The sequence below is a fragment of the Enterococcus sp. 3C7_DIV0644 genome (assembly GCF_002141235.1).
Taxonomy (GTDB): Bacteria; Bacillota; Bacilli; order Lactobacillales; family Enterococcaceae; genus Enterococcus_D; species Enterococcus_D entomosocium.
This window is the reverse complement of the sequence record NZ_NGLK01000001.1, coordinates 1,385,939-1,398,909: the sequence shown is the minus strand read 5'-3', so window position 1 is coordinate 1,398,909 and position 12,971 is coordinate 1,385,939. Positions and strand designations below refer to the sequence as shown.

At 42.3% G+C, this 12,971-nt stretch carries 10 protein-coding genes; 6 read left to right on the top strand and 4 right to left on the bottom strand.

Going from position 1 to position 12,971, the window contains the following annotated elements; translation table 11 throughout:
* Positions 1-401: 401 nt before the first annotated feature.
* From A5877_RS06475 to A5877_RS06460, 4 genes are all read left to right on the top strand, one after another.
* Positions 402-1,328, top strand: coding sequence for an ROK family protein (locus tag A5877_RS06475; RefSeq protein WP_016612910.1), 927 nt, complete (start codon positions 402-404; stop codon positions 1,326-1,328).
* A gap of 129 nt (positions 1,329-1,457) precedes the next feature.
* A complete protein-coding gene (locus A5877_RS06470) occupies positions 1,458-3,725 on the top strand; it encodes a helix-turn-helix domain-containing protein (RefSeq protein ID WP_008379459.1) in 2,268 nt (755 codons plus the stop codon).
* 19 nt (positions 3,726-3,744) lie between these two features.
* On the top strand, positions 3,745-5,046 hold the full coding sequence (locus tag A5877_RS06465; RefSeq protein ID WP_086316594.1) for a family 20 glycosylhydrolase: 1,302 nt from the start codon (positions 3,745-3,747) through the stop codon (positions 5,044-5,046).
* Between the two features lie 150 nt (positions 5,047-5,196).
* A complete protein-coding gene (locus A5877_RS06460; protein ID WP_005233764.1) occupies positions 5,197-5,697 on the top strand; it encodes a GNAT family N-acetyltransferase in 501 nt (166 codons plus the stop codon).
* Between the two features lie 238 nt (positions 5,698-5,935).
* Here A5877_RS06460 and A5877_RS06455 read toward each other — a convergent pair whose 3' ends face one another.
* From A5877_RS06455 to A5877_RS06440, 4 genes are read right to left on the bottom strand one after another with little or no spacing between them, the layout of a single operon-like run.
* A complete protein-coding gene (locus A5877_RS06455; protein ID WP_086316593.1) occupies positions 5,936-7,240 on the bottom strand; it encodes an alpha-L-fucosidase in 1,305 nt (434 codons plus the stop codon).
* A 25-nt stretch (positions 7,241-7,265) separates the two neighbouring features.
* Positions 7,266-7,763: a hypothetical protein gene (locus tag A5877_RS06450; protein WP_016612906.1), complete on the bottom strand. Its 498-nt coding sequence runs from the start codon at positions 7,761-7,763 to the stop codon at positions 7,266-7,268.
* Positions 7,764-7,781: 18 nt separating this feature from the next.
* Entirely contained in the window at positions 7,782-9,653 is a 1,872-nt protein-coding gene (locus A5877_RS06445; RefSeq protein WP_086316592.1) for a beta-N-acetylhexosaminidase, read from the bottom strand.
* Between the two features lie 15 nt (positions 9,654-9,668).
* The gene (locus tag A5877_RS06440) at positions 9,669-10,298 is read right to left on the bottom strand and encodes a YesL family protein (RefSeq protein ID WP_086316591.1); all 630 of its coding nucleotides are present in this window, start codon (positions 10,296-10,298) and stop codon (positions 9,669-9,671) included.
* A 296-nt stretch (positions 10,299-10,594) separates the two neighbouring features.
* On the opposite strand from A5877_RS06440, the gene A5877_RS06435 reads away from it, so the two are divergent.
* Both A5877_RS06435 and A5877_RS06430 read left to right on the top strand, forming a co-directional pair.
* Complete coding sequence (locus A5877_RS06435) at positions 10,595-11,953, top strand: alpha-L-fucosidase (RefSeq protein ID WP_086316590.1); 1,359 nt, start codon at positions 10,595-10,597, stop codon at positions 11,951-11,953.
* Positions 11,954-12,008: 55 nt separating this feature from the next.
* A complete protein-coding gene (locus A5877_RS06430) occupies positions 12,009-12,962 on the top strand; it encodes a sugar ABC transporter permease (RefSeq protein ID WP_008379472.1) in 954 nt (317 codons plus the stop codon).
* The last annotated feature ends 9 nt before the right edge of the window (positions 12,963-12,971 follow it).

Here is a 12,971-nt window from a genome sequence, read left to right as displayed (position 1 = left end):
TTCTTAAAATTGTTTGATCTATTCCTAAAATTCAATGAGTAAGTAGAATGCCGATCACGCATGAGAGGATGTCTTATGCGTGACGGTTTTTTTGTTTATAGCTTATCTTAATAGAAAAAACGGGAGTAGCTGATTCCTTTGTTTATAAAATTCTCAGACATTGTATCTAATAGTTCTATTTTTTAGCTTTGCATGATGAACATTTTTGTGAAGCTGAACGTTAAACCAGGTCTTTCAAGTGCTAAAAAAATAAGCAGAGAAGCTATCTCTGTATGTACAATGTATATTCTTTCTAAATGCAAGATATCTTTCGTTGCGGGCTTTTTTATGGCTTGGACGGATTTGACATATTGTTGCAAGAAATACATATGGTCGCTGAAAACATTGGTTGCGTATACTGAATGCAAGACAAAAGAAAACCTTGTGAGGTCAAGAAAATGTGGATTTTAGCAATTGATATTGGCGGTACTGCTATTAAATGTGGGTTAGTGAATAGTCAAGGGGAACGCAGACAATTGACTCAATTTCCTATGAACAAGGAATATTCCACAGTCACGCAACGTATATGTCGACAGATCGATGCATTCTATGCAGCAGCATTTGATGGCATCGCTATTAGCTCAACGGGAGTGGTTGATCCACAAAGCCAAGAAATCGGGATGACATCACCTTTATATGAAGGATTTGGTAAAAGACTGGTTAAGCATTTGCGCAGTACATACCAATGTCCAGTTGCTGCCGAAAATGATGGCAACTGTGCGCTATTGGCAGAAAAATGGTTGGGTCACGCTCAAAATTGTGCGTCCTTTGCGACAATTGTCCTAGGTACATCCGTTGGCGGTGGCTTGATGATCGATCATCAATTGATTCGCGGCAAACACTTACTAGCAGGAGAGTTTGGTTATCTGCTTTTTCCGACCGAAAGGAAGGATTGGGAACTTTGGAGCATCGCAGGGTCAACCAGAACATTAGTAGAGAAAACAGCAAAACGTATCGGAGACCCAACAATCAATGGCCAGCGTATTGATACACTGGTTCAAGAGCAAGATCCGCGATGTCTGCCAGTAGTAGCTGATTTTGTCGATAAACTGGCGGCGGCTTGCTATAGCCTGCAATATATGATTGATCCGGAAATCATCTTGATTGGCGGTGGAATCAGTGCGAGCCGTTTCTTGATCCCACATGTAAACGCACGATTAGCTATGATTGCTGAGCAGATTCCTAGTACTGTTATCGTGCCAAACATTTGTGCCTGTCGTTTCGGCAATGAATCTAATTTATTGGGCGCTTGTTATAACTGGTTAAGAAAATACAAGCCTGATAGCTGACTTGTAAAAAAGCATTGTTTTTTATTAAAATAAAGCGTATTTTATTAGAGTATCATACATTCTTTTCTCCTAAATAAGTATCGATAAATGAAAGCGTTTTTGAGCTTTCGAAATAACAGAGAATAGGTGATGCAAATGGGAAAGTACACGGAACTGAATCGTCAAAAACTATTTAGGGGAATCATTCGTGCCATCAGCTCTTATTTAATCGTGTTTTTAGTGCCTTTTTTAGCCGTGTCATGGATTTGGTATGATACATCTGTCAAAAGTATCAATGAACAAGTGATGCTGACCGCTAGAAATCAATTGATTCAGTTGAAATATTCTTTAGAAAATACGTTTATTCAATTGAATTATCTGACGCAAAAAATGACCAATGATCATGTTGTCTCATTGAAATATTTGCAGCATCCTTACTTGACCAAAGAAGCAAGAGAGGCCATGCAAACGTACAAAATCACCAACGACTTAGTCGAAGAAGTCTATTTATATTATAAAGAGTCCCCAGCAACCTTGTATTCAACCGTAGGATCATTCTCTTTTGACACATTTTTGAAAAAAGTACTGCCGAAAAATGAAATGGGCCAGGAACAGTTAGCCGCACAATTGGATTCCTCAGCGCCTACATTGTTGACATTAGAAGGCGCCGGTGAGGAGCAGCGATATTCCCGTTTCTTTTATATCGTTCCCATTCAAAGTGAAGAGATGACTGTCTATGGCTCAGCGATCTATGAAATCAAAGAGAACAATTTGAAGAGAATTCTTGATCTCAGCAATAACGATGGGATCAGTAACACCTATATTATCAATGATGAGTACCAGTTATTAGCCAGTACCACCAATGATGAGTTAGCGCGCTTTTTAAATCATCCCGAACGCATGAAAAAAGGCATTCAAACAGGACGAATGCGGTTTGAACAATCAACGTATTTTGTTCAAGCGATTGCCAATAATGAATTGAATATTTCAGTGGTAGCCGTTGCTAATCCGAATCAAGCGCTGGCATCGGTCAACCGTGTACAAGAGCAGTTCGTCTTAGTATTTATCGCCATATTATTTACGGGTATCACTGCAGTCGTGATGCTTGGGTTACGTAGTTATCGCCCAATTCGCAAAATCGAAAATCTGGTTCAGGAGTTTCATCGGGACCCCAAAATGACCCTTCATTCGATGGATGATGTCCATAATACCTTGGCGGCATTTTTGGTTGAGCACCAAGAACTACATCAGGAAGTCCGCCTGCAAACACCTCATGCCAGAGAGCAAGTGCTGCGCAAATTAATGAGCGGACGTTTTCGGTCCGAGCAAGAACTGGCTTTGCTTTTAGAAGCGGTTCATGTCTGCTTTCCTAAGTCAAATTACTTTGTGATCGCCATCGATACGAAAACTGTGGATTCCAAAGCCAAGCAAGGAGATAAAAAATTTCTGATCGATTATATCGAGGAAATCAAAGAGGCGGATTATACGGCATATGCGACGGAAATTTTATCCAAAGAAATGTTAGCCTTGACCGTAGGGTTTGTTGATGGCAAAGAACAACAAGAAATTGTGGATGCCATTGCGGAAAAAATTACCCATGCGATCTCCCTAACACCCACAATGGGTGTCGGTATGACGGTCGATCAACTAACCGCCATCAATGAATCCTATATCGAAGGGTTGGCAGCACTGGAAAATCAAGGGAGTCAAGGCAAGCAAATCAGCTACTATGCGGAGCTTTCCAAAGAGACCAATCATTTGCCAATCAATTATCCAGACAATCAAAAATTAAAATTGATCCAAGCCTTGAATCAAGGAAATATTGAGATTGCCAGTGAAACGATCCAGCGGTTGATCGAAGAAGGCGAGAGTAAACAGACTTCGCCTCGTGTCCAAAAAATGTATGGCTACTACTTGTTGAATACGATCGCGCAAGTCGGCGGTGAATTGGTGGGGGCAGAAGTACTGCATACCGCTTCTGAAAGTGCTGATTTCAACAGCTTGAATCAATTGCAGTCTGCCTTGTTAACGATTGCCCAGCAGATTTGCACGAAGGTGCAGAAACAGCCGCTGGATGATGAGTCGGAAATGAATGAGAAAATCTTCAGTTTTATCCAAGAAAATTACCATTCCTCACAGCTCTCCTTGGAATCGGTGGCAGAGGAGGTTGGTGTTTCTGTCTCTTATGTCAGCCGTTTTGTAAAAAAAGAAAGCGGCAAAACCTTCTCCAAATATATTCAAGAACTAAGACTGAAAAAAATCAAAGAGGAACTGATTGAAACAGATTTGCCAATCAAAGAAATTATTCGCAACAATGGGTATTATGATGTTTCCAATTATACGAGAAAGTTCCGAAAAATAGTGGGTGTGACACCAGGGCAATACCGTGAAATGAACCAAAAAATGAGAAATTATTGAAAGTATGGGGGAAAATGAGATGAACAAACAAGTTGATTTGACAAAAGTTCAGCAACGAGCAGCCGTCTTTTTTGAGGAAATAGGTTGGCAGTCGGCGAAAGATCCGTTACCGAAAATAGTGATCGATCCGCAGCTGGATGCTGATTTTCGATTTGAAAACCAAACAATCAGTGTGTCCTCGCCAGAACATGCCTTTTACGCGTTAACCAAATATGGCCGAGATCAGGCGACGGGTCAATTAGCACAGAAAAGCTATCTAGCAGCGCTTAAAGAACGCTGTCTGATGATCGATATCGGGCGCAAATTTTATTCGCTAGCTGATTTGAAAGCAATCGTCCGCAGCATGGCTTGCTTCCAATTCACGCATCTGCAACTTCATTTTTCGGAAAACGAAGGCTTTCGGATTGAATCCCAGCAATTTCCAGAAATTGTTTCGGAAGAATGTTTGACCAAGCAAGAAATTCGTGAATTGATTGCGTATGCTCAAAACCATGAAATTGCCATTATCCCTGATTTTGATTCTCCTGGTCATTTGCGTCAAGTCCTAGCACAAAAACCTCAATGGCAATTGCCGACAGCAGATGGCACTCGTGATGATCGAGCACTGAACATTTTGGATTCAGAAGCGGTAGCCTTTATTCAGGAAGTTTATCGAGAATATGCGCAACTGTTTGAAGACAGCACCTATTTTCACATCGGGGCCGATGAGTTTATTGATTTTGACCAGTTAGAAAACTTTCCACAAATGATCGAAGCTGCCCGCGAGCGCTATGGGGAAAAAGCCAGCGGAATCGAAGTCTTTATTGATTATGTCAATGAGCTGGCGGCCTTTGTTGAAAGTCTCGGCTTTGTTGTGCGGGTCTGGAATGATGGTTTTTACCGCTTGAATCGCCAAGAGCAGACAACGTTGACGGAGAATTGTCAAATCTCCTATTGGACCCGTTGGAACCAGAATATGGCGTCGGCGGATGTCTTTTTTGAAAAGGGCTATACCATGATCAATCACAATGATAATTTTTTCTATTATGTCTTAGGAGAAGCGGCAGGGTATACCTACCCAACTTACGAAAAAATCAGCAATGAATTCCAGTTGACGACGTTTGCCAATGGACAACAAGTTGCACAGGAACAGCTTGCCCAAACACAGGCGATCGCTTTATCCGTCTGGGCGGATGTACCTGAGGCTCAGACTAGTCGTGAAGTGATCCAAGCGATTTTTTGGCTCCAAACGGCCATTAGCCAAAAAGTTTATAATGAGCCAAATCGACCAAAAGAAACATTTCGAAAGCTTTATGATGGGTGGGAAGCGACATTTAGCTGATTGTTAGAGGAATTGGGTGAAAGGGCACATCGCTGACAATCCCTGTTGTTTTCTTTATGATGAATAAGTTTAGCGACAAGTGAAACAAAAGCCAATAGTATTTTGATAAAATGAACGTAACTCCGAGTGAGGGGAGAAATGGAGCAATAAGTGATCATAGACATTCAACCGTTGAAGAAAAAAGATATCCTTGAAATGGATCAAATGTTTTTAAAGCAAGGGTGGCCTTCTCGCCAGCAGCTCTTGATGGAGTATTTAAACGAGCAAGAAGCGGGGGAGAGATACATTTTGCTTGCCAAAATAAACAACAAAACTGCCGGGTATTTGACATTGGTCCCTCTAGCAAAGCACGGACCATTTAAAGGCTTGTACCCAGAAATTGTGGATTTTAATGTTTTTGAATCTTATCAAAAACAAGGGGTAGGCAGTCAGCTTTTAAAAGCAGCCGAAGAAAAGGCACGAGAAATAGCTGCCGTGGTGACATTAGGGGTAGGTTTACACAATGGTTATGGATCGGCCCAGAGACTGTATGTAAAACAAGGCTATATTCCAGATGGATCTGGTGTTTGGTTCAATAATCAGAATTGTGCGATGAATGTGCCTTGTTGTAACAATGACGATCTTGTTCTTTATTTGTCTAAGGAACTTTGACCCTCCCGTGGTAAGTACCTTTAAAAAAGGATTAACCCCGCAGCTTGTTTGCATGTTCTCATCACCTGTTCAACAAGCTAGCTCGCTACTTTCGTATAAGCGAATTTGGGGAGTTTTTGAAAAAATAGCCATAAAAAATGACTAGAAATGATCAGTTTCTAGTCATTTTTTTGTAAAGAAAGTAAGGACAATGTTTTTGTATCAATAAAATATTCATTTAGGACAGTGCAATAGGCGCTTATATTTCTTTTAAAGTGATTTCGACCACTGGTACCAACACATCTGGGGGGCAGACGGGTAAGCTGAGAACAAGGTCCTCTTTGTTGATGATGGCTTCCGTTGACGTGAGAACTTCCTCGGGATCAAATCCTCGATAAAACAACTCGGAGCCATCATGTAAGAAACGGATATGCTTCACGCATCCTGCAAGTCCCGGAAGATGCAAGGATTTGTAGGGGTAGGAGAAGAGGTGCAAGTAAAGTTTATTCCCGTTTTGGGTGTAACGACTGTCAATAGGCGGTTGAAAAATGCTGGCACCACAGCCGATAATCGCTTGCTGATGATAATGCATCCATGAACCGATGGCTTCTAAATGGCCGCGAGTTGGTAAGTTGATTTCTCCACGAGCATTCGGGCCGATATTTAAGAGAAAGTTCCCATCTTTTGCTACTGTGTCAATCAGCATTTTGGTCATCATTTCACTGGATTTCCAGTGCTGAGCATCACGATCATAGCCCCACGTTTCGTACATCGTTTGGCACGCTTCCCATATTAAAGGCAATCCATTCGCTTCTAATGGTTTGTCTGGTTGGAATTGCTCAGGGGTGGTAATCCCGCGGCCCAAATCCAAACGGTCATTCAGTAACATCTCCGGCTGTAGACTTCGGCAAATTTCTTCGATCCGCTTACTATCCCAATCGGCGGCACCCTTGCCTTTTGACCAGCCCCAATCTCGATGGCTATAAGGAAAATCAAACCACATATAATCGATGGTTCCATAATTGGTCAATAGTTCGGTGACTTGACCAGCCAAAAAATCTTGGTAACGGCGCATGTCCCGCTGGTCATTGGTTTGACGGGCTTGAATAGACTCTCGTTGCGGATGCAGGCCGTCGAGCGTGAAATCTGGATGATACCAATCGATCAGCGAATGATACAGTCCGACCTTAATGCCTACCTTGCGAAATGCCGGCAGCAGTTCTGCTAAGAGGTCTCGCTTGAATGGGGTGTTGGTTACTTTGTAGTCGCTGAGCGCGGTGTCCCAAAGGGCAAAGCCTTCATGATGTTTCGTTGTGAAGACCATGTATTGAAAACCGGCCTTCTTTGCGGTTTGAGCCCATTCCTCCGCGTTGAAAAGATCAGGATCAAACTGAGAAAAATAGTTCTCGCGATAGGTGGTGGGTCCAATTTTTTCTGTCGTCATAAACCATTCGTGTCGAGCGCCAATACTGAATAGGCCGAAATGGATGAATAAGCCAAACCGATCATGGAGGAACCAGTTTGGATCAGGGTAGTTGGCAGGCCAATTCTTATACGTTCTCATTAAAAATCACTCCTTTTTCACTCACTTAAAGAAATTCTGTATTCGTCATGACTGTTTCTTGAATTTTCCAGCCATCTGCTTCCTTAACGAAAGTATGGTAAGCCTCTGTGATGTGATCACGGTAGGAAGAATCTTTTGGGCTGATCGTTTTCTGTTGCGCCGCGACCAGCATGGATCCTGTCTCTTGTTTAACGACTTCAAAAGAAAGCAGCGTGTGCTGCAGCTGTTCTTCTGCAAAAAAATCAGCCAATTCTTGGCTCGTCTCTGCTCGCGCCGCTGCTACGAGCGTGGCGGCATAAGCTGTCGCATCTTGGTCAGAGGCTGCTTGTAAATTTTCTTTCAGCACTGCCAAACAAGCCTCCGCCGCTGCTTGATTTGTAATATTACCTGTCATCTCCAGTTTTTCTGAAGGTTGGGCATGAACTGGAGCAGAAGAATCGGTTGTTAGAAAATAGAGAAAGAATAGGCTAACAACAGCCAGCAAACTCACGATGATGGTTCGGCGCAGCAAGGATGTTTTCATAATTTCTCACTCCTTCTTTTAAACATCAGAAATTTTCCCCGCACTATAGATTCCATGAAATAAATTGCGACCCACAGAAGTGTTGCCGCTGAAAGGGGTCACCATTGGTAAGGACGGTTGAGTCAATTCTTCCAAAGTATCGAGCTCCCCGTCCAAGAAGGCAGTAAGCCGCCAGAGTGTCGTGTCGCAGCGCATCAGCAAGGCGCCGTAGCGCAGATCGATACTCTCAAAACCGAAAGGTCGATTCCAGTCAAACCAGACTTTACGATGGGCTTCATAAAGGGATTGCAAGGCGGATTTATAGACACTGAGCTCATCGACTGCTTGGCGCAATTCCGTGAAGTCCTTGCTTTTATAGGCACTGGTGATTTGGTCGGTAATACAAGCTTTTTGTGCCAAAACATCAGCCAGCTGCTGATAAAAGGCAAACATCGTTTGTGTGTCCCGTGTTGATTTCACAGCTGCCAACTCTTGAGCCAATGTTTGATAGTGGGATACTAAAGAAAGATCGGTTAAGTTTTCCTGATACAAACCATACAGCAAGTCTTGGTAGAGCAGTAGCTTGCTGGGGTTTTCTCCGTGAGGATTGTTTTCTGGTACACCTGCAGTTTGATCAAAACGATCAAGCAGCAAGAAATCGCTACTAACTGACTGGTGAAAGAGCTGGAATTTTTCATTTAATTTCTCTAACGAAAGGTCGTTTCCAAACTGCGCTTCACTGAAATATTGCAAACCTAGTAGCGCAGCAATCAATGGTGTTTCGGCTCCGTCGTCGCCCCAAAGTGTGGCATAAACTTCCTGAACATCGTTTTCTTTGGCGGCTTGCAAGGCATGACGCATGGTGGCAAAACTTTTGCCATAGTTCGGCGCCAAACCGTTCCAAGTCCAGATACCTCCAGCAAAGACGATCGGCTGTTTTAATTCCCGATGTTTCGCAAACATTCGCTGATAAGAGGCATGATCATGGTGGTAATAATCCCAGTAAACCATTTTGACAGCAGGAAGGTCAGCAAACAATTCTGTTGGAAAACACACGTCTGGATCGTAATAATCACCAGTAGGTGCACCGATCCTAAAAAACATATCGCTCCACATCATCGGCTTAAAACCCACTTTTTGACAAAGCGCAGCTACCCGCTGCAGATGTTCGGCCATAATCGAGAAACGGTCTTTTAAACCGTGCAATACCAAATATCTTCCTTTCCCCAATTGGTGTGCTTCATCCATGCCAATGTGTAGCTGATCCGTCGTAAAACACGAACGGATCGAACGGATCGCTGCTTCCAAAAAGGTATATGTTTCTTCTTCTCCCACCAGTAAAATATCTTCCGTGTCCCGAATGTTTTTAGTAAATCCCCATTTTAAGGGATTCGTTAAGTGTGCCAATGTTTGAATCGCCGGAATCAAAGTTACACCTATAGATTGCGCGTAGCTATCAAGCTTCTTTAACTCACCTTGTGTATAACGGCCTCGTAAATGACCAAAATAAGGATACTCTGGAATTTCATAAGTGTCTTCCATATAAAGCATGAGGCGATTAAGCCCCATCTTGCTTGTCAATAGAATAAAGCGTTGCAGTTTTTCAACGGTCATTACTGCATTGCGGGACAGATCGATCATTGGTCCAATTGCTTCAAAATGCGGCTGTTCTTCTAAGACATAGACTGGGCGGTCTTCATGCACCCATAAAGTTAATGCCCGAAATAAATGGGCCTTTTCTTGATAGTAAATGATTGTTGCTAGCGGACCATGGCAAATTTTCAGAGAACCGGGCCGTTGAATCAGCTGTAATGGATGCCCTTGCGGTGATTCTCGCAACGCTAGTTCCGGTAGTATGTTACTAAAAAAATCATCAAGATTTTCATTAATTTGGATAAAAATGTCTTTCATTACGAACGTCCCTTCTTAAGTTTCTTTTATCAGCAATGATTCTGAACGTTGGATCGCTTGAAAAGAGTACCAACTATTTGGAAAAAGGAAAAAAGGAACAAAGCCGATGACTAATAAAATCGGTAAAAAAGTCAAAATGATTGTAGTTACTAAGATTCCCAAAATCATCGCAATCGTTTGGGGAATACTGATAACCATCAGTATTACTGCTTGCTTAAAATAGTGAAGAAGGGGCAAGTCATAACGCAAATACACTGGCAGCAGATACAAGCTGATCAAAAGGGCACTGATAAACAACAGCAGCAAAAAAAAGTGAATCAAGCTATTTTGGATAAAGGTACTAGAGATGCGCAATTCTAGCCATAAGAAAAGCAGCAAACCCGCTTGCATGGCTCCTAATTGATTGGCGCGACGGAAATTTTTTTTCACGACAGTTCTGAACCAAGGCTTCAAAGCCGCTGGGCGTTCCTTTTTTTGGAAACTGTTGAAAAAAGCTTGGATAATCGTAGCGGTGGCAGGGAAAATGCCTAAAAATATCCCATATCGAAATACCCAATAAAACCAAAGAAACTGCAATTTTAGGCAATGGAGGAGCCATTCACCGACTTGATAGGAAACATGATAAAGACCATTGGATTGTTTCATAAAATCCTCACTTTCTTACGGATAACCATTTTGTATCCGCTTTAATTGTTGTCCTTATCGTACCATTGATCCATGGATAATGGGCATGGATGAAAAAATCACACATCCCATACAGGAAAAACACAGCAAATATATTTGATCCGCTTTATTTCTCCTAACGCTTTTATGGAAGGAAGCTTTTTTCGTTACAAATTTTACAAACGCTCTTGCTTGGTTTAACACAGTAAAAAAAGTTACATATTGTTAGATGGACTTTTTTTCGTTTACATTTAGAACAAAGAAAGGAGTGCAAATGTATGACAAAAATTCGCGGCGATATTGAAGAAGCCAAGGAGAGAGAGCAAGCAGCGTGGGTCCCGGAAACAGAAATGCTCAAGCAGCGTCTGGAATGGTTTCAAGACTTGAAATTCGGAGTAATCTTCCATTATGGGCTGTATGCTGAAGCGGGGATCGTTGAATCATGGCAATTATCTGAAAAAGATGAATGGGCTAGAGAAAACCAGCCCTATCGAGAAACTATCGAAGCACTGCGTTTGGATTATTGGCAGTTGATTAATCAATTTGAGCCGAAAAAGCTGGATACCCGTAAATGGGCCAAGATCTGTAAGAAGGCGGGATTTAAGTACTGTTTATTCACAACAAAGCATCATGATGGGTTTTCGATGTTTAACACAATGGAGTCAGAGTTTAAAATCGGCGGGAAATTGAGTCCCTTTAAACGCGACATTTTACAAGAAGTGTTTACGGCGTTTCAAGAAGCAGGGATTGCAACAGGAGCCTACTATTCTAAAGCTGACTGGTATTCTCCTTTTTACTGGTTGGATGATGACACCGTCAAAGGTCGTCATGCCAGCTATGACACCCACCTTCATCCAGATATCTGGGCGCGCTATGTGTCATTTGTGCATCGTCAGATTGTAGAGATTACTTCCAATTACGGAAAAGTCGATTTTCTTTGGTTAGATGCTGGTTGGTGCGGGCAAGGAAAAGAAGACCTACAAATGGATCGTTTAGCTGAGATTGCACGTGAGAAACAGCCGGAATTGATCATCGTTGATCGAATGATGGGTGGCCGTCATGAAAACTATGTGACACCAGAACGCAAAATTCCTGCATTAGCAGAAATTCCTAAAAAAGTTTGGGAAAGCAATATCCCGATTGGGAATGATTGGGGCTATGTGCCGAATGATACCTTCAAGAGCAGCCAAGAACTGCTGGAAACCTTGATTGAGGTAGTCAGCAAAGGGGGAAATTTGATTTTAGGTGTCGGCCCAACACCTGATGGCGAATTTACATTCGAAGAGACCCAACGCTTAGAAGAAATCGGCAATTGGTTGGCGCTATATGGTGAAGGCATCTATGAAACGCGGGCGAAACCAATAGCTTGGCCAAATGAATGGCATTTGACCTATCAAAAAGAGGGCAAGGCTCATTTTGCATTTCGCAGTAACGCTGCAGGCGCTTGCGAACAGATTCCTTTAACAGAGATTGGCGCAACTGAAGAAGACGAGCTAATTGATCTAGCCACTAAAAAAGCGTTACCAGTCTATAAAAACGCTACCGAACCGTACCTCTTATGGTCGGATATCAGTCAGCCGAACGTTGGGGCAGTTGGGATTCGCGTTTCGACACATAGGGAAAAAAATACACATTGATTTGAAAGCGAATACAATTCATGATAAGGCTAACACCAAGCAAGGAGGAGGAAGAATGGAAACAGCGCCAATCAGACAAACCGTTTCAGTACCTAAAACAAAGAAACAAGATATAAAAATGAAGATCAAGAAAAATCGGCAATTGTACTTGTTTGTGTTGCCAGCATTTTTGATTATTTTGATTTTCTCTTATGGACCGATGTATGGAATCATTATTGCATTCAAGGATTATATGCCTTCATTAGGGATTTTGGGAAGTCCTTGGGTTGGATTTAAACATTTTCAACGTTTCTTCGATTCCTATTATTTTTGGGAACTCATCAAAAATACTTTAGGAATCAGTATCTATTCATTGGTTGTCGGTTTTCCGCTGCCGATCATCCTGGCATTGGCTTTGAATGAGATCAAAGACGGCCCGTTTAAAAAGATTACCCAAACAGTCACCTATGCCCCAAACTTTATTGCTGTGGTGGTCATGGTTGGTATGGTCATTGCTTTCTTATCTCCCTCAACAGGGATCATCAATCACCTATTAGAATTTTTGGGTTTCGAGCGGATCAGCTTTATGACCAATCCTCGTTGGTTTAAAACGATTTATGTCCTGTCCGGAGTTTGGCAAGGAACGGGATGGGGGTCTGTGATTTATCTGGCAGCTCTATCTGGAGTCGATACGCAACTGCACGAAGCGGCAACGATCGATGGCGCTTCTCGTCTGCAACGCGTTTGGTATATCAATATTCCAACGATCATGCCCACGATGGTGATCTTATTGATCATGAGCTTCGGCAGCTTGATGTCAGTTGGGTTTGAAAAAATCATCTTGATGCAGAATCCTTTGAATATGCAATCCTCGAATGTGATTGCGACCTTTGTTTACCAGCAAGGGCTGTTAGATGCGCAGTACAGTTTTGCTGCGGCAGTCGGCCTATTTAACTCATTGATCAATTCCGTATTGTTGATCGTAGTCAATCATATTGCCAAACGTTTAAGCAATTCTAGTCTATTGTAGGAGGGAGGA

What these genes read in the sequence shown, in the direction of transcription:
- A5877_RS06475 (WP_016612910.1), top strand. Translation starts at nt 402, where the DNA reads ATGCAAGACAAAAGAAAACCTTGTGAGGTCAAGAAAATGTGGATTTTA.
- A5877_RS06470 (WP_008379459.1), top strand. Translation starts at nt 1,458, where the DNA reads ATGCAAATGGGAAAGTACACGGAACTGAATCGTCAAAAACTATTTAGG.
- A5877_RS06465 (WP_086316594.1), top strand. Translation starts at nt 3,745, where the DNA reads ATGAACAAACAAGTTGATTTGACAAAAGTTCAGCAACGAGCAGCCGTC.
- A5877_RS06455 (WP_086316593.1), bottom strand. Translation starts at nt 7,240, where the DNA reads ATGAGAACGTATAAGAATTGGCCTGCCAACTACCCTGATCCAAACTGG.
- A5877_RS06450 (WP_016612906.1), bottom strand. Translation starts at nt 7,763, where the DNA reads ATGAAAACATCCTTGCTGCGCCGAACCATCATCGTGAGTTTGCTGGCT.
- A5877_RS06445 (WP_086316592.1), bottom strand. Translation starts at nt 9,653, where the DNA reads ATGAAAGACATTTTTATCCAAATTAATGAAAATCTTGATGATTTTTTT.
- A5877_RS06440 (WP_086316591.1), bottom strand. Translation starts at nt 10,298, where the DNA reads ATGAAACAATCCAATGGTCTTTATCATGTTTCCTATCAAGTCGGTGAA.
- A5877_RS06435 (WP_086316590.1), top strand. Translation starts at nt 10,595, where the DNA reads ATGACAAAAATTCGCGGCGATATTGAAGAAGCCAAGGAGAGAGAGCAA.
- A5877_RS06430 (WP_008379472.1), top strand. Translation starts at nt 12,009, where the DNA reads ATGGAAACAGCGCCAATCAGACAAACCGTTTCAGTACCTAAAACAAAG.